The 25,071-nt window shown below is 33.3% G+C and carries 22 protein-coding genes; 7 read left to right on the top strand and 15 right to left on the bottom strand.

From position 1 onward, the window contains the following. Positions 1-215: 215 nt before the first annotated feature. Genes FA048_RS08960 through FA048_RS08970 form a run of 3 tightly spaced genes read right to left on the bottom strand, consistent with a single transcriptional unit; the run spans position 216 to position 5,608 of the window. Entirely contained in the window at positions 216-1,550 is a 1,335-nt protein-coding gene (locus FA048_RS08960; protein ID WP_136840022.1) for a dihydrolipoamide acetyltransferase family protein, read from the bottom strand. Positions 1,551-1,607: 57 nt separating this feature from the next. Continuing rightward, the gene (locus tag FA048_RS08965; protein ID WP_136840024.1) at positions 1,608-2,855 is read right to left on the bottom strand and encodes a competence/damage-inducible protein A; all 1,248 of its coding nucleotides are present in this window, start codon (positions 2,853-2,855) and stop codon (positions 1,608-1,610) included. Between the two features lie 8 nt (positions 2,856-2,863). Next, positions 2,864-5,608 (bottom strand): putative LPS assembly protein LptD, encoded by a 2,745-nt coding sequence (locus FA048_RS08970; RefSeq protein WP_136840026.1) that lies wholly within the window; start codon positions 5,606-5,608, stop codon positions 2,864-2,866. A gap of 56 nt (positions 5,609-5,664) precedes the next feature. On the opposite strand from FA048_RS08970, the gene FA048_RS08975 reads away from it, so the two are divergent. The 3 genes from FA048_RS08975 to FA048_RS08985 all read left to right on the top strand — a co-directional run bounded on the left by FA048_RS08975 (position 5,665) and on the right by FA048_RS08985 (position 8,397). Then, on the top strand, positions 5,665-6,543 hold the full coding sequence (locus tag FA048_RS08975) for an N-acetylmuramoyl-L-alanine amidase family protein (RefSeq protein WP_225872520.1): 879 nt from the start codon (positions 5,665-5,667) through the stop codon (positions 6,541-6,543). Positions 6,544-6,584: 41 nt separating this feature from the next. Continuing rightward, positions 6,585-7,358 (top strand): N-acetylmuramoyl-L-alanine amidase family protein, encoded by a 774-nt coding sequence (locus tag FA048_RS08980; protein ID WP_136840031.1) that lies wholly within the window; start codon positions 6,585-6,587, stop codon positions 7,356-7,358. An 85-nt stretch (positions 7,359-7,443) separates the two neighbouring features. Further along, positions 7,444-8,397 carry an MlaD family protein gene (locus FA048_RS08985; RefSeq protein ID WP_136840033.1) on the top strand — a complete coding sequence of 318 codons (954 nt, stop codon included), beginning with the start codon at positions 7,444-7,446 and terminating at the stop codon, positions 8,395-8,397. A 240-nt stretch (positions 8,398-8,637) separates the two neighbouring features. Here the strand turns inward: FA048_RS08985 and FA048_RS08990 are convergent, their stop codons facing one another. From FA048_RS08990 to FA048_RS09010, 5 genes are all read right to left on the bottom strand, one after another. Further along, positions 8,638-9,549 carry a ribonuclease Z gene (locus FA048_RS08990; protein WP_136840035.1) on the bottom strand — a complete coding sequence of 304 codons (912 nt, stop codon included), beginning with the start codon at positions 9,547-9,549 and terminating at the stop codon, positions 8,638-8,640. A 5-nt stretch (positions 9,550-9,554) separates the two neighbouring features. Next, positions 9,555-9,941, bottom strand: a complete 387-nt coding sequence (locus FA048_RS08995) for an STAS domain-containing protein (protein ID WP_136840037.1) — start codon at positions 9,939-9,941, stop codon at positions 9,555-9,557. Positions 9,942-9,978: 37 nt separating this feature from the next. Continuing rightward, complete coding sequence (locus tag FA048_RS09000; protein WP_136840040.1) at positions 9,979-10,932, bottom strand: phosphoribosylaminoimidazolesuccinocarboxamide synthase; 954 nt, start codon at positions 10,930-10,932, stop codon at positions 9,979-9,981. Between the two features lie 119 nt (positions 10,933-11,051). Next, positions 11,052-11,327 carry a hypothetical protein gene (locus FA048_RS09005; protein ID WP_136840042.1) on the bottom strand — a complete coding sequence of 92 codons (276 nt, stop codon included), beginning with the start codon at positions 11,325-11,327 and terminating at the stop codon, positions 11,052-11,054. Positions 11,328-11,369: 42 nt separating this feature from the next. After that, positions 11,370-12,329, bottom strand: a complete 960-nt coding sequence (locus FA048_RS09010; protein ID WP_136840045.1) for a PhoH family protein — start codon at positions 12,327-12,329, stop codon at positions 11,370-11,372. Positions 12,330-12,431: 102 nt separating this feature from the next. On the opposite strand from FA048_RS09010, the gene FA048_RS09015 reads away from it, so the two are divergent. The 3 genes from FA048_RS09015 (at position 12,432) to FA048_RS09025 (ending at position 14,163) form a co-directional block, all read left to right on the top strand. Next, positions 12,432-13,211, top strand: coding sequence for an SAM hydrolase/SAM-dependent halogenase family protein (locus tag FA048_RS09015; protein ID WP_136840047.1), 780 nt, complete (start codon positions 12,432-12,434; stop codon positions 13,209-13,211). A gap of 122 nt (positions 13,212-13,333) precedes the next feature. After that, positions 13,334-13,618, top strand: coding sequence for a putative quinol monooxygenase (locus tag FA048_RS09020; RefSeq protein WP_136840050.1), 285 nt, complete (start codon positions 13,334-13,336; stop codon positions 13,616-13,618). An 11-nt stretch (positions 13,619-13,629) separates the two neighbouring features. Next, a complete protein-coding gene (locus FA048_RS09025; RefSeq protein WP_225872521.1) occupies positions 13,630-14,163 on the top strand; it encodes a hypothetical protein in 534 nt (177 codons plus the stop codon). A 128-nt stretch (positions 14,164-14,291) separates the two neighbouring features. Here FA048_RS09025 and FA048_RS09030 read toward each other — a convergent pair whose 3' ends face one another. The 7 genes from FA048_RS09030 to rpsO form a co-directional block, all read right to left on the bottom strand. Continuing rightward, positions 14,292-15,527, bottom strand: a complete 1,236-nt coding sequence (locus tag FA048_RS09030) for a DUF1015 domain-containing protein (RefSeq protein ID WP_136840052.1) — start codon at positions 15,525-15,527, stop codon at positions 14,292-14,294. A 189-nt stretch (positions 15,528-15,716) separates the two neighbouring features. Further along, on the bottom strand, positions 15,717-16,670 hold the full coding sequence (locus FA048_RS09035; RefSeq protein WP_205943461.1) for a D-2-hydroxyacid dehydrogenase: 954 nt from the start codon (positions 16,668-16,670) through the stop codon (positions 15,717-15,719). A gap of 55 nt (positions 16,671-16,725) precedes the next feature. Continuing rightward, positions 16,726-17,805, bottom strand: a complete 1,080-nt coding sequence (gene serC, locus FA048_RS09040; protein WP_136840055.1) for a 3-phosphoserine/phosphohydroxythreonine transaminase — start codon at positions 17,803-17,805, stop codon at positions 16,726-16,728. 179 nt (positions 17,806-17,984) lie between these two features. Next, complete coding sequence (locus FA048_RS09045) at positions 17,985-20,426, bottom strand: TonB-dependent receptor (protein ID WP_136840057.1); 2,442 nt, start codon at positions 20,424-20,426, stop codon at positions 17,985-17,987. 9 nt (positions 20,427-20,435) lie between these two features. Next, the gene (gene rpe, locus FA048_RS09050) at positions 20,436-21,107 is read right to left on the bottom strand and encodes a ribulose-phosphate 3-epimerase (protein WP_136840060.1); all 672 of its coding nucleotides are present in this window, start codon (positions 21,105-21,107) and stop codon (positions 20,436-20,438) included. A gap of 319 nt (positions 21,108-21,426) precedes the next feature. Next, entirely contained in the window at positions 21,427-23,562 is a 2,136-nt protein-coding gene (pnp, locus tag FA048_RS09055; RefSeq protein ID WP_136840062.1) for a polyribonucleotide nucleotidyltransferase, read from the bottom strand. A 108-nt stretch (positions 23,563-23,670) separates the two neighbouring features. After that, positions 23,671-23,955, bottom strand: a complete 285-nt coding sequence (rpsO, locus tag FA048_RS09060; protein WP_136840064.1) for a 30S ribosomal protein S15 — start codon at positions 23,953-23,955, stop codon at positions 23,671-23,673. A 671-nt stretch (positions 23,956-24,626) separates the two neighbouring features. On the opposite strand from rpsO, the gene FA048_RS09065 reads away from it, so the two are divergent. After that, entirely contained in the window at positions 24,627-25,046 is a 420-nt protein-coding gene (locus FA048_RS09065) for an acyl-CoA thioesterase (RefSeq protein WP_136840066.1), read from the top strand. The last annotated feature ends 25 nt before the right edge of the window (positions 25,047-25,071 follow it).

The following is a 25,071-nucleotide window of genomic DNA, read 5'->3' on the forward strand; positions in this document are numbered from 1 at the left end:
TTTTTAAGATTAATCGTCTTACTCCGATTTATCGGAGAGGAACGACGAAACAATCCTTTATTGATTACTATAAGTTAACCGCAAAGACACAAAGAGCGCAAAAACATTTAGTGCAGTTGAAAAAGTATTCTTCATTGCATTAAGAATGACAAAAAGCAAAAAGGTCTGTGAAACACAGACCTAAGCAATAATATTTTTATAATAGTCCAAAAGAACTAACTAATCTTTCTATTAATATCCCAATTCTCTAAATAATCTGCTACTCGGCGAACAAAAGAACCTCCTAGTGCACCATCAACAACTCTATGGTCATAAGAAAGTGAAAGGAACATCATATGTCGAATTGCAATTACATCGCCAAATTCTGTTTCTAAAACTGCAGGTTTCTTTTTAATTGCACCTACAGCTAATATTGCGACTTGAGGTTGATTGATAATTGGAGTTCCCATTACATTTCCAAAAGAACCAACATTGGTTAATGTAAATGTACCATTCTGAGTTTCGTCTGGTTTTAATTTAGAGTTACGAGCTCGTGATGCTAAATCATTAACAGCTTTTGTTAAACCTACTAGATTTAATTGATCTGCATTTTTAATTACGGGTACAATTAAATTACCGCTTGGTAAAGCTGCTGCCATACCTATATTAATGTCTTTTTTCTTAATGATTTGAGTTCCATTTACAGTTACATTAATCATCGGAAAATCTTTTATCGCTCTACTTACTGCTTCAATGAAAATTGGCGTAAAGGTTATCTTTTCATTTTCACGTTGTTCAAATGCTTTTTTCACTTTATCTCTCCACATCACCATATTAGTCACATCAGCCTCAACAAATGAAGTTACATGCGGAGAGGTATGCTTGCTCATCACCATGTGCTCGGCAATAAGTTTACGCATTCTATCCATTTCTATAATTTCGTCCCCACCATTTAAACTTGGTGCAGGAGATTGTTGTTTTACGGTATCAGTTGGTTTTTGAATTGGAGGTGGGGTTTGGATAACAACCTCTATCACTTTTTCAGGAGTATTAGTATTTTTGCCGATGTAATTTAATAAATCATCTTTTGTTAAACGCCCATCAGCACCACTTCCTTTAATCTGATCTAGTTGTGCTAAAGATATATTCTCTTGAGCAGCAATGCTTTTAACTAGAGGTGAATAAAAGCGATCTGAACTTTTTAAATCTTGTGGTTGATTTATTGTGTCATCAACTTGTAGTTGGTTAATCCCTGGAATTTGCTCAGCTACTGGTGCAGCCTGAACAGTTTCTTCCTTTACTTGAGGAGCTGCTATAGTTTCTTCACCACCTTCTGTTTCGATAATTGCAATTACAGCACCAACCTGAACAACATCATCAGTAACAAAAAGTTGTTTTATTAATTTACCTGCTACAGGAGATGGAACCTCAGAATCCACTTTATCAGTTGCGATTTCTAAGATGGTATCATCTAGTTGAATTGTATCCCCTGGTTGTTTAGTCCATTTGATAATTGTTGCTTCTGCAACGCTCTCGCCCATTTTTGGTAACAATAATTCGTATTGAGCCATATTGTTGGTATGTTTTATAATTGGTAACTAGGCGCAAAAGTACGCCTTTTTAACCATTTAATTCAAATCTTGTTTCAATAGATTTAGCAGCATAGTTAAAGCAGCTGTAGCAGAACGTTCTATGTTTTGTATTCTTTTATTGCTAAATGTAAATAGTTTCGCAACTGTTTTATCTTTTGATGCAATAGCAACCCAAACTGTACCAACAGGTTTACCTGGCATGCCACCATCAGGGCCAGCAATACCACTTACGGCAATTGAATAATCAGTTTTAAAATGGGTAATTGCTCCTGCTGCCATTTCCTTAACAGTTTGCTCGCTAACGGCTCCAAACTCTGTTAAAGTTTCATGTTTTACTCCCAAAACAGCTTCTTTTAAATCGTAAGAATATGCAACTGCCCCACCTACAAAAACTGTAGACGAACCTGCATGCTGTGTAATTAAGTGAGAAATATAACCTCCTGTACAACTTTCAGCGGTTGAAAGTGTAAGGTTTTTTGCCTTCATCATATCTAAAATGGCTTTTTCTAAAGGAACATCTTCTTCTGCAGCTATATATGCTTTAGCTCTTTCAATAATTTGCTGTGCATATATATTCATTTCAATTTTAAGTTTCAACTCATCCTTTCCGGTTGCGCTTAACCTAAGTCTCACCTGGCCTAGTTTAGGTAAATATGCAAGCTTAATATGGCTTGGCAAACTATCTTCGATATCTTCAATTTGTTGTGCAAGAAATGATTCTCCCTGACCAACAGTTAGGATGGTTTTGTGTACAATAAAAGGTAAATCAAAGTTGTTTTTAAGGCGTGGCAAAATCTCTTCTTCCATTAAGTACATCATTTCAAAAGGCACTCCAGGCATAGAAATAAAGGTTTTTCCATTAACCTCAAACCACATACAAGGTGCAGTGCCATTTTTATTCTGAATAACAGTACAACCATCGGGAACATCAGCTTGCCTAATGTTTACATCAATCATTGGTCTATTAAATTTAGCAAATAGCGCTTCTACATGATCTAATGTTACTTTATCTCGCCTCAAAGGCATATTAAAGTATCTAGAAAGTGTAAGCTTTGTGATATCGTCTCTTGTAGGACCTAGGCCACCGGTAATAAGTATAACATCAGCTCTTTTTTGCGCCTCATCTAAGGCTTCAATAATATGGTCTGCATTATCAGAAACTGATGTAATTTGCTTTACTCCAATTCCTATTTTATTTAATTCTCGGCCCATCCATGCAGAATTGGTATCTACTATCTGACCAATAAGTATTTCGTCTCCAATGGTAATGATTTCGGCAAGCATATAAAATTTTAATATTTGGTGTAGTAACCTTTACGTTTACTCAATTTAAGATCTTGAAGTATTGATGCCTTTACTTTAATGTCTATAGAATAACTTTGATATAGACCAAAAGGAACCCAAGTTGCACTCAAATCCCAACAATGTAAATCTCTGTATATTGTAAATGAGGTTGGAGAAATTTCAGTTCTTTTAAAATCGAAACCAGAAGTAAATTGAATCTTCCACTTTGGTGTTAGATTAAAATCGCCATTTATGGATAAACTATTACTCACCGTTCTTGATTCTTTTCGACCTAAAGGATTACTGTAATTAAAACTATAACCAAGTGCTATATTCCAAGGGATATTAAAATCTACAAAAGCATTAGGATCCCTACTTATCATGGCAAGCTGTTCAATTTGCTCCTGCGTTTTATTGCCATTATTAGCTTTATCTGTTGCTCCCTTTACAGCATCCATATTTTCATTACGCTTTTTTAGGGCATCTGGATTAAAACTAAAATCAGTAGAAAAATTAAATGAGGTTAATCTTGGCAATTTCCCATCTTTCCAAACATATCTATCAACCTCTTGGTAACTATAGGTAGTTACTTGTGTAGTACCAGCCCCATAAGTTGTAGCAATATTGTCTACTGCATAAGGACTAAAAACACCACCAAAATTAAAACCTAATTTATCAGTAAACTGTGAGCGTCCGCTAAAACTAATAGGTGCTAATTTTTTTTCTTTCGCAACAAAATTATATGAACTAGCAAATGATAAACCTTGTATAATTGGTATTTTCTTCTCTCCAGTACCTGTTGTATCTTTAGTTGATAAAACTTTTAATTCTACGTTGTTATCAATTGAAAAGTTTAAACCTGCATATTTTCCCGCAGAAGGCCCGCCAAATGCAGCTTGTTCAAATATTGAATATTTTAATGGTTTACCATCACTACCCCTAATAATTTCCGAGCCATCGTTTGCAATAGGAACACTTTTTCCTGGTCTGATATCATTTGTATAATAAACTTGCTCTTTGTAATAACCGTAATTACTGCTAGAGAAATCTGGTTTATATGAAAACCCAATATTTGGAGTAATTACATGTCTAATAGCTGAAATATTACCAATAGGTTTTTTAAATTCTTTCTTTCCATACAACTTGGTAGACATCCCCATGTTTAAACTGTACTCACCCGCTCTTTTAAAGCCACTTACAGTATCAATTCTTGTACTATCAGAAGTTGGCAACCGAATAAATCTCTTTTCAATAGTCTGAAAATACCATTTTTCAGAATAATTAACACTTGTATTAAAGTTAAGAAACTGGAGCACGTTAAAGGGCAAACTTATAGGCACATTATGTTGAATTCCATTTTGAAAACGGCTAAGGCCTCCCTTTTTAAAAACTAAACTTTCTTTATCACTTACAAAATTCTTTGCTTCTAAACTATATCCAACAGTTAGTTTCTGATAGAATTTTTGCGGTCCAACTCTATCTTTCGAATCAAATGGATTTATTGTCGACATATTTAAACTAACTGTAGGTAAGGTTAGCGTAATGGTTTTGGTACTAGTTTCTTGAGAATGGGTTAATGCTGATGTTAAATTGAATAATCCATTTCCAAATACTTTTCCGTAAGCTATACTTGAACTTAACGTGTTTTGGGCAATTTGATTAAAGTCATTGGTTGCCATTGCTCCTGTAGTTCTAAAATAGGTGCTCGTTCCTGCATTTACCGAGGCACTAAAAGTTGTACCAGGCCTAGCATTTGGATTTTGAGAATGTGTCCATCCAATGTGGAAGTTTTTTTGAGGAGTATACTCAGGCGTTCCCTCTAGACCGTTCCTTGTGCTTGAATAGGCTAGGTTAAAGTTACCAGTGAATTTATATCTTTTGATATAATTGGTTGCTAAACTCAAGTCATAAGAACCGTTTGTAAAAATATTACCTGTAAGCTTTGCGTCCCAATAATCATTTAAAGCAATATAATATCCACCGTTGGTTAGAGAAAAGCCTTTTGTAGCATCTTCACCAGGTGTAGGCAAGATAAAACCAGAGGATTTTTTATTGGGTTTTGGAAAAAATGCAAAGGGCAAACCAAGCGGCATCGGAATTCTCTCAAATTCCATATATAGCGGTCCGGTAATAATTTGATTTTTAGTAATGATTGCTTTTGTAAAATGAATTCCAAAATGTGGTTCTGGTAAATTACAAGTACTAAATGTTTGTCCAAGTGAGTGTATTTCTTCATCAGGCTGTATTTTAGCTATACCTCCAGAAAAAAAGCCTCCTTCTTGTTCTGTAGATACACCATATACAATTCCCTTACTCATTTTTGTATTATAAGTTAACGAATCGGCAATAGATGTTCCATCTTTACCCATCTTAAAAATTGGCCTACCAAAATATTTTCCTTTATCATTTTTTACACCTCGAGCAAAGATGGTGTTGTTTCTAGAATCAAATCTGATATATTCTGCATCTAATTCAAAGTCTTCATAAATTACACGGGCACTACCGTACAGTTGCATTACACCATTCTTTCTATCAATAGCTGTTGTGTCTTTAGCGTAATATTCTAGTTTATCATCTAAACCACCACCACCTTTAGTCATTTTTTTACCTACCTTGGCAGTATCTTTCTTAGAAGAATCTGTTTGTTTAGTTATTTGTTGAAAGGAAAAATTGGATAGCGCAAAAGCCTTGTTACCAACAGATGTTAGTAAAAGAGCGCAAATAAAAAAAATGATATACCGTAAAAGTTTCAAATTTGTGTGTGAATGTTATTTTTGCAATAATGTTTATCACAAAACGTTCAAAATTAATGAAAAATATACCATTGCTTAGGTCAAATAAAATTTTGATGCTATTTATTTCTGCATTAACCCTACTATGCATTGACAATCAATTACTTGCACAAGAGTATAAAATAAAAACAATTGTGATAGATGCTGGTCATGGAGGGAAAGATGGCAGTACACGTGGCGAATATTCTACTGAAAAGGATGTTGCACTAAAAACTGCACTTCGATTAGGAAAGTTAATTCAGGAAAATTTAAAGGATGTAAAAGTAATTTTCACACGTAGTGACGATACTTTTATCCCATTATATGAGCGTATAGGAATTGCAAATAATGCTAAGGCAGATTTGTTTATCTCTATCCATTGTAATGATATGCCAGTATATAGTACTCGTTATATTAGTAGTTATACTAGAAATAAAAAAGGCAAAAAGGTTCCTGTTTATAAAACCAGATATACTAAAAGTACATCAACTAGAGGAGTAGAAACTTTTGTATCAGGTAGTGGAAGAATAAACGAGCAAGATGCTGCAATTAAAAGAGAAAATGCTTCCATCTTTTTAGAAGACAACTATAAAGAAAATTACGATGGTTTTAATCCAGACGATCCAGAATCGGCAATTATCCTGTCATTAATGAAAAACACTTTTAGAACCCAAAGCTTAAAATTTGCTAAAATGGTTCAAGATCAATATGTAAGTGTGGGGCGAATAGATAGAGGTGTTCAAGAAAAAAGTTTGGCAGTATTGGCCAGAGCAGGTATGCCTGCTATTTTAACAGAAATTGGTTTTATCAGTAATCCAGGAGAAGAAGATTACATGAACTCTGAAGCTGGCCAAATAGAAATTACCAATTGTCTTTTAAAAGCAATACAAGCTTATAAAATAAGTGTAGAAATTTAGTTTATTATTTTTATTATAAATTTGCAGGAAAATAAGCTTAAATGAGATTAAAAAACATCCTATTTTTTATATTAATACTCTCTTCGTTTCACATAAATATTGCAAAAGCCCAAGGTTATAAAATAAAAACCATAGTAATTGATGCGGGTCATGGCGGTGTTAAACCCGGTGCTGCTGGCAAATACTCTTTAGAAAAAAACGTGGCTTTAAAAGTAGCACTTAAGCTTGGTAAAATGCTTGAAGAAGAATTACCGGGTATTAAAATATTACAAATAAGAAAAACAGATGTTGATGTAGATTGGTACAGAAGAGCAGAAATTGCAAATGATGCAAAAGCAGATTTATTTATCTCTATTCACTGTAACTCTATGCCTAAAGGAAATAATACAACCAGAGGAACGGAAACCTTTGTAGGCGCTTATCGTCGTATTAACGAAATGGATGCCGGCATTAAAGAAAATGAAGACATTATAAAAGATAAAGATTATAAAAAGAAAGGTGCATATAATCCTACTGATCCTGAAGAATTAATTATGTTATCTTTGTATAAATCTCTATTTAGAACCAAAAGCCTTGCATTGGCTAAAATGATTCAGAAAAACTATACTGAAGTAAACAAAAGGGTTAATAGAGGTGTTAAAGAGCAAGGGTTATTAATTTTACAACGCTGCGCAATGCCATCGGTATTAACAGAAATAGGTTTTATTTCTAATCCAGCTGAAGAAGATTACATGAACTCTGAAGATGGGCAAAAAGAGATTGTTACTGCAATTGTTGATGCGATAAAACAGTATAAGAAACAAATAGAAAACTAAACAAACACCAAACAACTTGAAATTATCATAACATACTGAGAATATCTATGATAACTTCATTACTATTAAAAGACATTTTACACAAATGAAAATAAAAAACGAAACTAAGGTTGGCGTATTAGCTGCATTTGCTATCGCCTTGTTAATCATTGGCTATAACTTTTTAAAGGGAAATTCTATTTTCTCTAGTGAAACAGAGCTATTTGCAATGTATACTCAGGTAGATGGTCTTGGAGTTTCAAAACCAGTGTTAATTAATGGCTTTCAGATTGGAAGGGTTGATAAATTAGAGCTACAAGCAGATGGTAGAATTAAAGCAACCTTAAAAATTAAAGACGAGTATCAAATTCCTATAAATACTGTTGCAAGACTGGAAAGTACAGATTTGTTAGGCGGCAAAGCTGTTGTTATGATTCTTGGCAATAGCAAAGAATATGCAGAAGATGGTTATGTTTTAAATGCTAATGTTGAAAGAAGCTTGATGGAATCTGTTCAGCCGGTACAAAAGAAAGCTGAACTGATCATTACCAAAATGGATTCTATTTTAACAAGTGTTAATTCAATCCTTAATCCTAGTTTCCAAAAAAATGTAGACAAAAGCTTTACAAGTATTGCCTCTACTTTAGGCGCTTTAGAAGCAACATCTAAAAAGGTTGACGCTTTGGTAGGTTCTGAGAGTTCTAAACTATCTAGTATCTTATCTAATGTTGAAGCAATAACTGCTAACTTTAAAAACAATGGTGCTAAAATTGATGCCGTTTTAACAAATTTAAACACAGTTACAGATAATGTTGCTGCTTTAAACTTTAAAAGCACAATTGATAATGCAAACAAAGCAGTGGCCGATTTACAAGTAATGGTTTCAGATCTTAAAGCAGGAAAAGGATCATTAGGTAAATTACTTAATGATGAAGAAATGTACAGAAACTTAACTAGTGCTTCTAAAAACCTAGATGCATTGATGATTGATCTTAAAGCCAATCCTAAACGCTATGTTCACTTCTCTGTATTTGGCGGTGGTAATAAAACTGATAAATAAGTAAAACGATATTTATTTAAGCCGCAGATGCGCAGATTATTCTTCTGTACATCTGCGGTTTTTTATTTAGAAAGAAAATTGGAGTTTCTTCATTCCCACGCAGGTGGGAACCACGATTGCTCAGCGCAGCTAATCTTAAAGCGGAAAACATAAATTATGGTGCATTACGATACCCAATCGAGTTGGGTATGACGACCTACCAAAATATTATTCTGATCACAAATCAAAAAATTATTTTAATTATATCTCAAAGGTTAAACCTTCTATTGCTAATTCTGTTTTGGGGAAAACAGTTCTTGCTTCATCTAATAATTCAACAAGCGTTTTGTAACGAGATGAAAAATGACCAATGAGCAATTTCTTTGCTCCTACCGTTTGAGCAACCTCAGCGGCTTGTAAGGCGGTGGTATGATGTGTTTCTTTTGCTCTCTCTATCATCTCATGTAAAAAAGTAGCTTCATGATAAAGTGTATCACAACCTCTTATACTTTCGAAATACTTCGAATCATATAACGTATCTGAGCAATAAGCGTAAGATTTTGGTGTAGCAGAATCAGTAGTGTAATCAATGTTTTTTATCACATTACCATTTGGCAAATCCAGGTCTACTCCTCTTTTTAATAGTGGATACAGTTCGATTGGGATTTCATCTTGTTCAAGTTTCTCAATGAGTAATTTCCTTAAACGTTTTTTCTCAGTAAACTTAAATCCCGTGCAAGGAATACGGTGATTTAATATAATCGTTTGTACACTTACATCATTGTTTTCAAAAATAACTTCTGATTTTGTCGGATCGATTGCAAAATAGATCAGTTCATATTTCAAATTCGTATCAGAATGTTTAAACTGAAGTTCTAATATTTCTTGGATCGCTTTAGGTGCAAAAATATGCAATGGCTTTATACGCCCATTTAAATGCAGACTAGAAAGCAAGCCAATTAATCCAAAATAATGATCGCCATGCAAATGACTAATGAATATATAATCTATTTTAGACGCTTTGAGGCCAAATTTTATCAATTGTTGTTGCGTTCCTTCTGCACAATCAATTAAGTAAAACTTATCATTGCAATTTAATAGTTGCGATGTTGGATTTCGATTAAATATGGGAGTAGCAGAGCTGCTACCTAAAATGGTTACCTCAAATGTCATTAAAATTATCCCTTATCTACGCTACCACGTAATTCTTTCTCTATTTCTTCCATAAAGATCAAATCTGTAGCCTCATCTAACTTATTTACAAATGTAATTGATTGATGAAGATTAGACATTTTAACAATATTAGCGATTGAATTGTTTACACTAGAAACCACAAAAACACCTCCAGCACTCTTACAAAGTCTATCACCCACTAATAGGCAACTCAGGTCTTGAGAATCATTGCATTCTTCTACCATCGACAAATCAAGTACGATATTACGGTATCCTTCAGTATTTAATAAGATAAATTCCGATTTTAAAGCTGGTGTATTGTTATTGGTGAACCTAGGTTCATCCAATTTTAAAACAACATATTTTTCGTGTTTATCTGTAGAGAATTTCATGCTTGTATATATTTATGTAAAACGAAAGTAGCTATTTTTATCTTGATAATAAATCGTTAATCGCATTATTAACATTTGTTTCTATTCTATTTACAATGTTTGATGATGAATTTTTAACGAATTGATCACCTGTTATTTGTTCATATAGCTCAATGTAACGCTCTGATATAGAATTAACAATCTCTTCAGTCATTAAGGGAACAACTTGTCCATCCTTACCTTGAAAATTGTTTTCTATTAACCATTTCCGCACAAATTCTTTCGATAATTGTTTTTGAGGTTCTTTTTTTTCTTGTCTTTCTTCGTACCCATCAGCATAAAAGTAACGCGACGAGTCTGGTGTATGAATTTCATCAATTAGATAAATGGTGTCTCCTATTTTACCAAATTCATATTTAGTATCAACTAAAATTAGGCCTCGCTCAGCAGCTATTTCTGTACCACGTTTGTAAAGGGCATGGGTATATTCTTCTAGTTTCTCATAATCGAGCATAGAAACAATCCCTTTCGCCAAAATATCTCCTTTAGAAATATCTTCATCGTGCCCAACAGCTGCTTTTGTAGTTGGTGTAATAATTGGCTCTGGCAATTTATCGTTTTCACTTAATCCTTCTGGCAAAGCAACTCCACAAACACTTCTTTTGCCTAAACTATACTCTCGAGAAGCATGACCAGCTAAATAACCTCTAATTACCATTTCTACTTTAAATGGTTCGCAAATTCTACCAATGGTAACCATTTCATCTGGGGTAGACAAAACCCAATTAGGAACGATATCATGTGTAGCAGCTAAAAATTTAGCCGCAATTTGATTCAAAACCTGGCCTTTAAAAGGAATGGCTTCTGGTAATACAACATCAAATGCAGATATTCTATCTGTTACAACCATTGCCATTAATTGGTCATCAATTGTATACACATCACGAACTTTACCTTTATAAAAACTGGTTTGTTTCGGAAAATTAAAGTGGGTTTCTTTGATTGCTTTCATTGGCTATAAAAATACGATTTTTATTAAAAAGCAGAGAAATTATTAGGTTAATAGTTAATGGTCATTGGTTCATAGATTTACAAACCACTAACTATCAACCATAAGCTATTAACTAATTATTATAAATTATCTAACACGTTCTTAAAATCATTTGTTGATATAATAGCGCTTGGTTTGTTTTTAATTACAACCTCGATAATTTCATTGCGTTTATGTAGCTGCAATCGTCCTTTAAAAATATTAATCTCATCGGCTTTCAAGAAATTTTGTAAGTTTTTATAAGTTTCTTTTCTACAAACTAACTCCATATCAGCTTCTGAAATAATTAACCTTACCCCTTTATCCAAAGTTTCAAAAGATAAAGTTAATTTCTCATTGAGGATGATTTGCCGCATTATATCTAACTATTAAATACTTAATTTAAATACTTGCTCCTATTACTGAATATCTCCGTAAGCTTTTAGTATTGCTTTAACCAATTTATGTCTAACCACATCATCACCATTTAGATAAATAATGTCTATACCTTTAATCTCTTCTAAAATTCGAAGCGCATTATGCAATCCAGACTGCGCTTTTCTTGGTAGATCTATTTGAGTTACATCACCAGTTACAATAAATTTAGCCGTTGGCCCCATACGCGTTAAAAACATTTTTAACTGTAAATCTGTAGAGTTCTGGGCTTCATCTAATATTACAAAACAGTTATCTAACGTACGTCCACGCATAAATGCTAGTGGAGCAATTTCAATTGTTCTGTTTTCTAAATATAATTTTAGTTTTTCTGGCGGAATCATATCATCAAGTGCATCATAAAGCGGACGTAAATACGGGTCTACCTTTTCTTTTAAGTCACCAGGTAAAAAGCCTAAACTCTCTCCTGCTTCAACTGCGGGCCTTGTTAAAATAATTCTTTTAATTTCTTTATTCTTTAAAGCTCTTACTGCTAGCGCTACTGCGGTATAGGTTTTTCCCGTTCCTGCAGGGCCTATAGCAAACAAAACATCATTTTTACCAATGCTATCTACCATTTTACGTTGGTTTGCAGTACGGGCTTTAATCATTAAACCATGATTACCAAATACAATTACCTCACCTGTATTAATGGCCGCTGTTGGTGTTTCTTCTGTTTTTGTCGCAGTTTTTTTTGATCCTAAGATAGATTCTACGTCATTATGCGAAAGTGTTCTATACTTTTCTAAATGGGCAACCAATTGTTCGAACTTTTGCTCAAAAGCCTTAAGCTCAGCCTCATCTCCCAATGCTTTTACGTCATTTCCTCTTGCTACGATTTTTAATTTTGGAAAAGCAGTTTTAACTAACTCATAGTGCTCATTGTTAGCACCCCAAAATTGTACCTGGTCTGTTGTTTCTAATGTTAGCTTTAGTTCGTTCAAAATATTGTATTTTTATTTTAGGAGTGTATTTTTGATTTAAAAATTGAATATTTGTAGGCGCTTAGCCTCTACACAAGAATAAGAATAAATATTGAATTTTTAATGGCCATAATTACATTAACAACAGACTTAGGTTCTAAAGATTTTTATCAGGCTGCTTTAAAAGGCAGTATCCTGAATATCTTACCGACAGCCAATATTGTGGACATTACTCATGAAGTTCCATCATTCAATATTTCTTATGCAGCTTTTGTACTTAAAAATGCTTATCCATATTTTCCTAAAAATACAGTACACCTAATTGGGATTGATTCTGTGTTTAGTGAAAATACAAAATACATAGCTCTGCGCTATAAAGATCATTATTTTGTTGGTGCCGATAACGGGATTTTCTCTCTCTTGTTAGATGAAAAACCAGACGAGTTGGTAGAGCTGAATATTATGCAAGACTTAAAATATTTGCATTTTCCACTGGTAGATATTTTTGTAAAAGCAGCCATTCATTTAGCCAAAGGCGGAAAATTAAAAGACATTGGCTTACCTACAGGAGAGATTGAACACAGGATGCTTTTACATCCTGTTATAGAGAGAGATATAATTAGAGGAAGTGTAATTTATATTGATACTTTTTGTAATGTAATTACCAATATTACCAAAGACCTGTTTACAAAAATACAACGTAACCGCGACTTCACTTTGTACTTTAGAAAAAGCGAAACAATTACCCAGTTAAGCTGGCATTATAACGAAGTACCAGAGGGAGAAAAGTTATGCTTATTTGGTATTAGTAACCATTTAGAAATTGCAATTAACAAAGGCAAGGCAAGTGGTTTACTAGGTTTACATCTAAGTGATATTGTGAGAGTGGAGTTCCATCCTTAAAGGAAAAGCTGAAAGACTAAGAGAATGAAAGTTAGATTTGTCATGCAGAGAGAAGCGTGGCACCTAATTAAACTAAAGAGATTCTTCACTGCGTTCTGAATGACAAATTAAAAAACACTTCTATGCTGGTTCGTATTGTAAAAATGCACTTTACCCCTTCATTTATTGAAGATTTTAAGGTTCTATTCAATGGTGTAAAGTCAAAAATATCAAATTTTGAAGGATGTAAAAGCGTCCAACTATTACAACATGAGAGCGATCCAGGTATTTTTTTCACAATTAGCAATTGGCAAAGTGCAGAAGATTTAGATAACTACCGTAAATCTGAATTATTTATTGAAACTTGGGCACAAGTAAAACCTAATTTCTTAAGTAAAGCTGAGGCATGGAGTTTGCTTGAACATTAAAAACAAAGAACATGATCAACAAAACAATCTTTCTACTTTTACTTTTTCCATTTCTTTTAACGAATATTTATGCACAAGATACATCTGCTTATGAAATTCAGCGTGCAAAAATCAATGCACTCTTAGCCGAAAGAAGTGCAAAATTTGGTCAATATGATGAAAGTTTAAATGCTAGAACAGGTATTTTCGGTTTCCAAACCAAGCGAGATATCAAAAATTCTAATGAAATTTTAAGGCAAATTGCAATTAACGACAATGAGATATTTACGCAATTAAAGGTTTTAATGGATTATAAAGATTTACAGGCAGAACAAATTAAAACTGCAGCAAACAGTAACTCTGAAAGCATACAGAACTATAGAAAAACGATTAAAGATCTTCAAGAACAAAATCAGATCCTAGCAGATAATCAAGATAAAAAAGATAATGCAAAAGATTTAGCCTATTTATTAATGTTTATTTTTTTAATTGGTTGTGCTGTGTTAGGCTACTTTTTAAATCTAAAAAATAAACAAATTAAGCAATATGAAAAGACAGCTGTTTAAGTTTTTAGTAAAGCTAAATAAATTAATTTTGCCAAGTTATTATCAAAAAGATCCAATGAAGTTAACCACATTTCAAAAGGCTATTTTAGCTTTTAGGTATTGGGCATTGACTAATTCGTTAGCCTAAATTAGCTATTAAAATAGTGGCTTAATAAGCCTACTAAAAATTTAGGCTCTACCCAAGTGGATTTGGGAGGCATAACCTGATTTGCATCAGCCACCTCGATTAATTGATCAATTGAGGTAGGAAATAGTATAAATGCAACAGTATCCAAGCCATTATCTACCCTACTCTCTATTTTTTTTGTTAAACCTTTACCACCTTCAAACGTAATTCTAGAATCAGTTCTTGGGTCGTTAATATTTAAGATTGGAGCTAATATAAAATCCTGTAATATAGTAACATCCAATACACTAACTGGATTATCCGTATAAGTTTGTGGCTTAGCAACCAAAGTGTACCATCCCGATTTAAGATACATTGCAAAATGATGCAGGGTTGTTGGTATCACCAATTGTTCTACTCTTTTAACTTCAAAATATACAGCAATCTTTACAATAAATTCTTCTTCGGTTAATCCCGCTAAATCTCTTACTAACCTATTGTAAGCTAATATTTTTAATTGTTGTGTGTCCATATACACTGTAGTAAAATAGTTAAAAGCAGCATTTTCGTCAGTTGAAACCGTTTTTTTGTGTAAACACATTTTTGCCATTGAGGCTGCCCTATGGTGTCCATCTGCAATGTATACGGTTGATATATCATCGAATGCTTTAACCATAATATCCAAATCCTCTTCTTTATCTATTCTCCAAATTCGATGTTGTGTATCATCTACATAATCCAAATCGATAGTAGGTTTTAATGCTATATATTTTTTAATGATAGATTGAATAATTTGATTTGGATGATAAGTAATTAAAACAGGATTTGCATCTAAACCTGTTTGTTGTAGATATTCTGCCAGTAATTTTTCTCTTCTTTCTACAGTTAATTCGTGCTTTTTAATATTTCCTTGTAAATAATCATTAATATGTGTTAGTGTCCATATCCCTGTTTGCACTAATCCATCATGTTTTACTTCATAAATATAAATAGAGGGGGTTTCCTCTAGTATTAATATTTTATCTTCGATAAAAGCTTCTAAATTATCGCCAATTGTTTTATAAACCAACTCTTGACGTGATCCACGTAGGTAGGGATTATCAAGTTCTGGACTTATTAAGTGCAAAAAACTAGTTGGGTTCTCAGATGCCATTAATCTAGCTTCTCCCAAGCCATAATATTCAAGAGGTCTAGTAACTACATTATTAAGCAAAGCTGGTGCTGCTTTTAGGGCGCAAAATGGCTTTATTTTTGGCATTAAAGATTTATAAATGGTTAGGACGAAGATAGGTTTGATCTCTATCCATTTCAAAATAAAATTTAAGTTATTTTGTTATTATTTCTAACCCCTAGCAATGTGATATTATTCATTATCAACTCTGCTTTAATTTTTAGTCAAAAAAAAAACCTCCAGCAATGCTGAAGGTTCAAATTATTTAGCGTAAAACTATTTTTTATTAAAGTGAGCTATAATTAAATTAGCCAATTCTGTACCAACACGTTCTTGTGCCTCATTTGTAGATGCACCAATATGTGGTGTTAAAGAAACCTTCGGATGATTTAATAGTTCTTTTAATGGTGTTGGTTCATTATCAAAAACATCCAATCCTGCAAAAGCAACTTTACCTGAATTTAGAGCCTCAATTAAGGCTGGTTCATCAATTGTACCTCCACGAGAACAGTTTACAATACCAACACCAGGTTTCATTGCAGCAAATTCATCTGCCCCTAAAATAGGTTTATCTGCAAATGGAGTGTGAAGTGAAATAAAATCACTCAGTGAAATTACCTCTGCTAAGCTTACTGTTTCTACTGGGATATCAACTTTGACCCCACCTTGAAGATTTAAAGTAATACTACCAACAAAAGGAAATAAATCATAAGCTAAAACATTCATACCTAAGCCTAAAGCAACAGCCGCAGTTTCTCTACCTATTCTACCAAAACCAATTATACCTATAGTTTTACCACGTAATTCTATACCTTTTGCATAAGCTTTTTTCAAATCGTTAAATTTTGTACCGCCTTCTAAAGGCATTTTACGATTTGCATCATACAGAAAGCGAACTCCTGAAAACAAATGAGAGAAAACCAATTCTGCAACTGATAATGAGGAAGCAGCTGGTGTATTTACTACATTTACGCCTTTACTACGAGCATAATCAACATCAATATTGTCCATGCCTACTCCACCTCTACCTATTAGTTTAATATTAGGGCAAGCATCAATTAATTCTGCTCTAACTTTAGTAGCGCTACGAACTGTAATTGCATCATAATTTAACAATGCTTCTGCTAATTGATCTTGAGGAATTGTTTGTGTATCGACTGTAAAACCAGCTTCTTCTAATAATTGTTTTCCTATTGGGTCTATGCCATCGTTGGCGAGTATCTTGATCATACGATATGATTTCACTAATTAAATTGATTACACAGCTTATGCAATCAATAATATGTTAATTTATTTTATTTTTATTTTGGTTCTCTTCAAAAGTTTGCATTAAATCTATTAATGCATGAACGCTAGTAATAGGAAGTGCATTATACATTGAGGCTCTAAAGCCACCAACACTTCTATGTCCTTTTAAACCTTCAAAACCATTATCATCTGCAAATTTGGCAAATGATTTTTCTAGTTCAGGTTTTTCCATTACAAAACAAACATTCATTCTTGAACGGTCTTCAACCGCACAGGTTCCTTTGAACAATGGATTTCTATCTATTTCTTTGTACAAAGCATCAGCTTTTGCTTTATTTTCTTTTTCAATTTCGGCAATGCCACCTTTAGATTTTAACCAATTTAGGTTCAGCATAGCTACATAAATTGAAAATACAGGCGGTGTATTGTACATTGAGTCATTATCCTTGTAAGATGCATAATCTAACATAGATGGAATTGCTCTTCCGCTTTTGCCTAAAATATCATCTTTAACAATTACAATTGTTAATCCGGCAGGGCCAATGTTCTTTTGAGCACCAGCGTAGATTAAATCGTATTTAGAAACATCTATTTCACGGCTCATGATATCAGATGACATGTCACAAACTACAGGAACTTTAGTAACTGGTAAAGTAAATAATTCTGTTCCGTAAATGGTGTTATTTGAAGTGTAGTGAAAGTATGCACTATCTTCAGGAATTTCATAATCCTTTGGAATAAAAGTGAAATTAGCTTCTTTAGAGGTTGCAACTACGTTTGCTTTTCCAAAATTTTTAACTTCTTTAATTGCTTTATTTGCCCAAACACCAGTTTCTAAATAAGCAGCTGTTTTTCCTTCTGGTAATAAGTTCATTGGCACCATTGCAAACTGCAAACTTGCACCACCTTGTAAAAATAAAACGGAATAACCAGATGGTACATTTAAAAGTTCCTTAACCAATTTGTTTGCTTCAGCCATCACTTCCTCAAACTCAGGACTACGATGCGAAATTTCTAAAATTGATAAACCGTCTTTAAAATCTAAAACCGCTCTAGAAGCTTGTTTAAATACCTCTTGTGGTAAGATACAAGGGCCTGCACCAAAATTATGTCTCATTTTTTATTGTATAAATTATTAATATTTTGTTTATGATTTTCATTTGTATTAATGAACTCGTAAACTCGGTTTGTTTTTAATGGTAATAAAGCTATCATGATTTAATAGTTAGCTAATTGGGTAATCATGATAGTTATATTTAAGTTTTAATGAGCGTAAATCTAGTAAATCAGTAGCACTTATTGATGATTTTTAAACTTTAAAATTAATTTAAAATTAAACTGACGACCAGTTAAATAATTAGGTACAGCATATTGAATGTTATCTACATCTTTTAGCCATAAATATGATACAGTATTATTGATATTTAGCAAATTAAATACTTCGATATAAGCCGTGAACGAATTAAAATATTTTTCTAATAATTTAGGTTTTCTTAAGGCAAAATCATCTAAAAAATCTTTAGAAAATCCGATGTCAACTCGCTTATAGGCAGGGATTTGAAAATCATCACTGTAATGGTCACTTTGTGGAGCACCAATTGGCAATCTAGAGCCATACAGCATAGTTAAGTGCACTTTATAGGTAGGACTTTTAAGAAGTCTATCTTGGAAAAATACAGAAAAATTAATTCGCTGATCTGTTGGTCGTTTTAAATAGCCGGGATAAATAGTAGTTTGTTGGCCTACTGCGTTTTTCATTACATAAGAATCGCCAATAATGTCTTGGTTGGCCTTCATGAAAGAAATTCTAAAATAAGAAACCAAATCCTTTACAAATTCGCCTCCTATGCTAAAATCTGCACCGTAGGTATGCCCTTTGGCCGTTTCAGAAGACAGGTATTTTATTCTAACATTATCTATAATATAAGGAACTAACCTATCAGAATATTTAAAATAAGCCTCAGAACTAAATTTTAATCGGGTACCCAAACCATCAAATGCATAATCAAATCCTATAGAAGAATTGTAAGAACGTTGTGCTTTTTGCGTAAGATTTAAATTTCCATCAAAGGCTCTAATGCTTCGATAAGTTGGCGCTTGCTGATAGATTCCTGCTGTAAAACGAATAATTTGTTTGTTGTTTGTGGGCCTATAGGCTAGCAATAATCTAGGACTAACCAATAATTGTTCTGTTAGGCTATTATAGCTTCCTCTTACCCCCAGTTGCAGGGTGGTGTTTTTTGATAAACTGTAACTGTCTTGAGCAAAGGCACTATAATTATCTATATCTATTTCGTTTGCTTTTTGAATAGATTGCTCTAAATAAAACTTTTTAGAATCATATGGTAAAATATATCCTGCAGAATCTGTTAAATGATATTCACTTAACTCATCCTTAAATCTACTTTTTTCAAATCTTATACCCCATGAAAAAACATGATTATCGAAATTTTGATCGGCTTTTATTTCTGAGCTTAAAGTTTGGGAATTTAAACTGTTACGAGCATAATTTAAATAGGTACCTATACCCCTATTAATTCTAACAGATGTAAACCTATTAGAACTAAGACCAGTTTCTAGCTCATCAAATATATATCTCCCCTCAATATCAAAACGTTCTCTTTCTTTTGTATTGAAATAACTATTGATCCACTTAATAACTAAATTGGGTTGAGGACTAAATGTTGCCGTTACAGCTGCACCAGCAGTGCGATAACTATCAATTTCTTGACCATTATATGCTATGTTTAACCTAAGTTGGGTACTAAGTGTACCAAATTGAGTTTCTCTGTCTTCAGGTATTAACTTAAATTGTCCAATGTTAAAATTACCTAAGGCACTTAAACTAAATTTATCAGAAAAATTATATTGATATAATAATTGAGCATCCGCAAAATTTGGATTATAACTTCCTTTATTATCTTGCTTATTTAATACGCTACTATTGTTTTTATACCTTAAGCCAGCTAAAAAAAAACTTTTATCTGCTACATGTTTAGCGCTAAATGATGTACCCAAAAAACCTGTAGTTAAAACGATTTGATTACTATCTGGCCTATCATATTTTACATCTAGTACAGAAGAAAGTTTGTCTCCGTATCTAGCTTCAAATCCTCCAGCTGAGAATTTTGCTCTAGTTACAAGATCTCCATTGATAAAACTTAAACCTTCTTGCTGACCATTTCTAATTAAAATTGGCCTGCTAATTTCTACATCGTTCACATAAATTAGGTTTTCATCAAAATTACCACCTCTAACACTATATTGCGAGCTCAGTTCATTGTTGGTAGAAACACCAGGAAGTGTTTTTAAAATTGCCTCAAAATTCCCTGATACAGATGGTAAAGATGACAAATCAGCAATATTAATAGTACTAGTATTACTTAATTGATTTTGCTTATTAGTTACCGTAACCTGTTCAAGTTCATTGATATTGGGTATGAGAATTAAATCTATAACAATTCTACCAGCAGCTTTTTCATTTACTTTTGAAATTACAGGTTTATAGCCCAATAAGTTAAATTTTAAACTGAAAGATGTTGTTTTAGAATAGATGGTATAGTCGCCATTTAAATCTGTTAATGTTGATTCTTGCTGACCTAAAACAGACACCGTTACCTGTTGTAAGGGATTAGATTTTGGGTCTAAAATTTTGCCTGTAACCCTCACTAAAGGTTGTGCATTTACAAAAGTAAAGCCCAATACAAAAGCCAATATCAACAGATAAACTTTATGCATTCAAGAAGATTATATTTGATTAGCAGTAATATCTATTTTTTTCATATCTGAAATCATATGAGCAGGATTTTCCGCTGCGAAGATTGCATTACCAGCTACAAAAGCATTTGCACCTGCTTTAATTAGGCTGTCAATATTGGAAATACTTACCCCACCATCAACTTCAATTATAAGTTGGGGATGAATCTCATTAGCCATTCTCCTTAGCGCTGTTATTTTATTTAAAGATTGATGAATAAACTGCTGACCACCAAAACCCGGGTTTACAGACATGATTAAAACCATATCTAAATCATGTAAAATATCTTTAAGCAAATTAACAGGTGTATGCGGATTTAAAGCTACACTTGCCTTACAGCCAGCATCCTTTATCATTTGTATTACTCGATGTAAGTGTGTGCAAGCTTCATAATGTACAGTAATGATATCCGCTCCTCCTTTTGCAAATTCTTGGATATATTTTTCTGGATTTACAATCATTAGATGCACATCTAAAGGCTTTTTAGCATATTGTTTAACTGATTTTAAAACCGGGAAGCCAAAAGAAATATTTGGTACAAATACCCCGTCCATTACGTCAACATGAAACCAGTCTGCTTCACTATTATTGATCATTTCGATATCGCGTTGTAGGTTGGCAAAATCAGCAGAAAGTATAGATGGAGCTATGATGTGTTTCATTTGTTATTCGGTTATTTTATTATTTCGTCATTGCGACTTCTTAGAAATGCAATATACAAAACAAGCTTGAAAATCCGTATATAACGAACTTTCTAAAGGCAAATTTCCGTTTGTAACTAACAAAAAAACTCCCAGTAAACTAAAAGGGTTAGTTTATTAATCAAGTTTTGTCATTCCGAGGAACGAGGAATCTATCGAGTTAGATCCTTCGACTGCGCTCAGGATGACAAATCTCAAAAACAAAAAACCCTTCCAGTAAAACTGAAAGGGTTTATATAACTTCCGACTTTCCGACATACGGACTTTCGGACTTTTTTAATTATGCTTGTGGAGCTGTAGGTTTTTCAGGTCTTGGCAATAAAACTTTACGAGAAAGTTTCATTTTACCTTGTTTATCTACATCTAACAATTTAACTTCTATTTTATCGCCTTCTTTAAGTACACCATCCATAGTTTCTAAACGTTCCCATGAAATTTCAGAGATATGTAATAAACCATCTTTACCTGGCATAATTTCTACAAATGCACCAAATGGCATGATAGATTTTACTTTACCTTGGTAAGTTGCACCAATTTCTGGCTTAGCAGCAATTGCACTTATACGAGCAACGGCAGCATCAATTGCAGCTTTATTATCAGCAAAAATTTCAACGATACCTTTGTTACCAACCTCTTCAATAGAGATAGATGCACCAGTTTCTCGTTGCATTTCTTGAATAATTTTACCACCTGGGCCTATTACTGCACCAATAAATTCTTTATCAATACTTAATGAAACAATACGAGGAGCATGTGGTTTTAAATCTTCATTAGGCTTAGCGATGGTTTTCTTCATCTCACCTAAAATATGTAAACGACCTTCCTTAGCTTGTAATAAAGCTTTAGTTAATACTTCATATGATAAACCATTGATTTTTAAGTCCATTTGACAAGCAACAATACCATTTTCAGTACCAGTTACTTTAAAGTCCATATCACCTAAATGATCTTCATCACCTAAAATATCTGAAAGGATAGCATATTTACCAGTTTTCTCATCAGTAATTAAACCCATTGCAATACCAGAAACTGGAGATTTGATTTTAATACCTGCATCCATTAATGCTAATGTACCAGCACAAACAGTTGCCATTGATGATGAACCATTAGATTCTAAAATATCAGAAACAATACGAATTGTATATGGATTTTCTTCACCTTCAGGTAATACTTTCTTTAATGAACGTTGTGCTAATGCACCGTGTCCAATTTCTCTACGTCCAGCACCTCTATTAGGTCTAACCTCTCCAGTTGAGAAACCAGGGAAATTATAGTGTAATAAGAATTTGTTGTAACCATTAACAAAAGCACCATCAATCATTTGCTCATCATCTTTGCTACCTAAAGTAACTGATGTTAAAGATTGAGTTTCACCACGTGTAAATACCGCTGAGCCGTGAGCTGCAGGTAAATAACCTACTTCACTCCAAATTTTACGAATTTCAGTTGTTTTACGACCATCTAAACGGATACCTTCATCTAACAATAGATTTCTAATCGCATCATACTGCACATCATGGTAATAATGTTTAGCCATTGCTTTGGTTAAATCTGCAGTATCTTCAGGCATTGCCTCAAAAAACTCATTGATGATATCAGTAAAACCTTTTTTACGAACATCTTTATCACCACCAGCTTTCGCTACTGCGTAAACTTTATCATAAGTATCAGCATAAACCTTCGCTTTTAAATCAGCATCATGATCTTCGTGGTTATACTCACGTTTTACAGTTTTGCCTGTAGCTTCAGTTAATTCAACCTGAATAGCACATTGAACTTTAATTGCAGCATGTGCAAATTTTAAAGCCTCAACCATTTCATCTTCTTGAATTTCATCACACTCACCTTCAACCATACCTATATCGTTAGCTGAACCAGCAACCATAAACTCTAAAGTTGCACGCTCTAATTCGCTAGCTAATGGATTGATTACCAATTTACCATCAATTTTAGCTACACGTACTTCAGATATCGGGCCATTGAAAGGAATATCAGAAACTGATAAAGCTGCAGATGCTGCTAAACCAGCTAAACAATCTGGCATGATATCTTTATCAGCCGAGATCAATGAAATCATTACTTGTGTATCAGAGTGATAATCACTTGGGAACATAGGGCGTAAAGCTCTATCAACCAAACGAGAAATTAACACTTCATAGTCAGATAATCTTGCCTCACGACGTAAAAATCCTCCTGGAATACGGCCAGTAGCCGCATATTTTTCTTGATAATCTACCGATAATGGTAAAAAATCTGTACCTGGTTTGGCACCAACTGTAGATACTACTGTTGCTAACAACATTGTATCACCCATTTTAACTACAACAGCACCATCAGCTTGTTTAGCTAATTTACCTGTTTCAATTTCTACAATTCTACCATCGCCCAAATCGAACGATTTTTTTATTACATTCATATTTTAATGTTGTGATCTGTTTTTCCTCTTTCGAACAGATCGAGTTTATATTTTATTTTCGAGTATTAAACTAAAAAAAGCCACTCTAAAAGAATGGCTTTTATAACATTACACCGATTTGATGATATCTCTTAGCTGTAAGGCTTTGATGATAGCACGATAACGATTAATATCTTTTTTAAATAAGTACGCCAAAATACCGCGACGTTTACCTACTAATTTTTGAAGTGACAACTGAGTAGAGAAATCTTTACGATTTTTCTTTAAGTGTTCTGTTAAGTGCGCAATACGGTATGTAAATAACGCTACTTGACCTTCTGCAGAACCAGTGTTGGTTTCTACTTCGCCGTGTTGTTTAAAGATTTCGGCTTTCTTTTCTGGACTTAAATACATTCTTGAATAATATTAAAGTTAAAATTAATTAATGTGGCGCAAAGATAAGCTAAGTTTAGTATAAAAACAAGTATTGTCATCGGATGAATATATCCATTTTACAAATATTCATCCGATGACTAGTTTTTAGTTAAATGTTTGAAAATCAGAAGTACTAAGTCTTCGGCAATTTCAGTCCCGCCCTCGCTTCTGCCGTGAAGGCGGCATCTCGCTAAGTCGGGTTTATTTAACAAAGGAATTGGTTCTTTTGAAATGTCAATTTCCCCTCGGCATTTACAAGATTTAAATAACTGAGGATTTGAAATCTCGGTTCTAAAGGTCTGGATCGCAAATCCAAACCAAATAGCGTCTTTAAGGTAAATATCTAAATCTCCAGTTGTGCGATTATAACCATATCGATTGACTGCAAAACCACCAACAATTAAATAATGTACATGGTATACAAAAATTACATCGAATAATAAAACACACTAGTCGAAATTTTAAACGCAAATCTAACCAATTCAGAGTGAATCACCACAAGTTCACCGTCCGTATAGGCTCGGTATACCGTCGGTTCACCGTCCAAATAGGCTTTTCGACGGTGAACCGACACAGGATTGACGGAGCGCCGACGGTGAAAATGCATTATTTTGACATTCTAAATAATAAATCATTTACTTTTGCTGCTGATGGAAAAAAATCAATTCAGCATCTTCGAAACAGTGTTAAATGTTCGTCCAGACGATATAGATATGTTTAACCATGTGCATAACAGCAAATATTTAGATTATGTATTAGCAGCCCGTTATGAGCAAATGGAAAAATTTTATGGCATGAGTTGGGAAAAATTTTCTGAACAAGGTTTTGGGTGGGTTGTAGCAAAAGTTAGTATCAATTTTAAACGTCCTTTAAAAATGGGCGATCAAATGATAGTGAGAACCGGGATTTTAGAAATGAATGAAAAAGGTAGTAATGTACAATTTGAAATCATTAATAAAACAACAGGTAAAATTTCTTCAGATGGGGTTTTTGAATATGTAATGATTGATTTAAAAACTCAGCGTTCTTGTAAGGTTACTGAAGAAATGATTAAAGCTTATAGTATTTAGAAGTTGATTTCACAGATTTTAGGTG

It is taken from the genome of Pedobacter polaris (genome assembly GCF_005116505.1).
Lineage (GTDB): Bacteria > Bacteroidota > Bacteroidia > Sphingobacteriales > Sphingobacteriaceae > Pedobacter > Pedobacter polaris.

Bases quoted from the DNA above. Each gene is read 5' to 3' on its own strand.
- FA048_RS09015 (WP_136840047.1), top strand. From the start codon at position 12,432: ATGGCCATAATTACATTAACAACAGACTTAGGTTCTAAAGATTTTTAT.
- rpe (WP_136840060.1), bottom strand. From the start codon at position 21,107: ATGAAACACATCATAGCTCCATCTATACTTTCTGCTGATTTTGCCAAC.
- FA048_RS09005 (WP_136840042.1), bottom strand. From the start codon at position 11,327: ATGCGGCAAATCATCCTCAATGAGAAATTAACTTTATCTTTTGAAACT.
- FA048_RS08990 (WP_136840035.1), bottom strand. From the start codon at position 9,549: ATGACATTTGAGGTAACCATTTTAGGTAGCAGCTCTGCTACTCCCATA.
- FA048_RS09065 (WP_136840066.1), top strand. From the start codon at position 24,627: ATGGAAAAAAATCAATTCAGCATCTTCGAAACAGTGTTAAATGTTCGT.
- FA048_RS09000 (WP_136840040.1), bottom strand. From the start codon at position 10,932: ATGAAAGCAATCAAAGAAACCCACTTTAATTTTCCGAAACAAACCAGT.
- FA048_RS09020 (WP_136840050.1), top strand. From the start codon at position 13,334: ATGCTGGTTCGTATTGTAAAAATGCACTTTACCCCTTCATTTATTGAA.
- FA048_RS09045 (WP_136840057.1), bottom strand. From the start codon at position 20,426: ATGCATAAAGTTTATCTGTTGATATTGGCTTTTGTATTGGGCTTTACT.
- FA048_RS08960 (WP_136840022.1), bottom strand. From the start codon at position 1,550: ATGGCTCAATACGAATTATTGTTACCAAAAATGGGCGAGAGCGTTGCA.
- FA048_RS08985 (WP_136840033.1), top strand. From the start codon at position 7,444: ATGAAAATAAAAAACGAAACTAAGGTTGGCGTATTAGCTGCATTTGCT.
- pnp (WP_136840062.1), bottom strand. From the start codon at position 23,562: ATGAATGTAATAAAAAAATCGTTCGATTTGGGCGATGGTAGAATTGTA.
- FA048_RS08975 (WP_225872520.1), top strand. From the start codon at position 5,665: ATGAAAAATATACCATTGCTTAGGTCAAATAAAATTTTGATGCTATTT.
- FA048_RS08965 (WP_136840024.1), bottom strand. From the start codon at position 2,855: ATGCTTGCCGAAATCATTACCATTGGAGACGAAATACTTATTGGTCAG.
- serC (WP_136840055.1), bottom strand. From the start codon at position 17,805: ATGAGACATAATTTTGGTGCAGGCCCTTGTATCTTACCACAAGAGGTA.
- FA048_RS08980 (WP_136840031.1), top strand. From the start codon at position 6,585: ATGAGATTAAAAAACATCCTATTTTTTATATTAATACTCTCTTCGTTT.
- FA048_RS09035 (WP_205943461.1), bottom strand. From the start codon at position 16,670: ATGATCAAGATACTCGCCAACGATGGCATAGACCCAATAGGAAAACAA.
- FA048_RS08995 (WP_136840037.1), bottom strand. From the start codon at position 9,941: ATGAAATTCTCTACAGATAAACACGAAAAATATGTTGTTTTAAAATTG.
- FA048_RS09025 (WP_225872521.1), top strand. From the start codon at position 13,630: ATGATCAACAAAACAATCTTTCTACTTTTACTTTTTCCATTTCTTTTA.
- rpsO (WP_136840064.1), bottom strand. From the start codon at position 23,955: ATGTATTTAAGTCCAGAAAAGAAAGCCGAAATCTTTAAACAACACGGC.
- FA048_RS09030 (WP_136840052.1), bottom strand. From the start codon at position 15,527: ATGCCAAAAATAAAGCCATTTTGCGCCCTAAAAGCAGCACCAGCTTTG.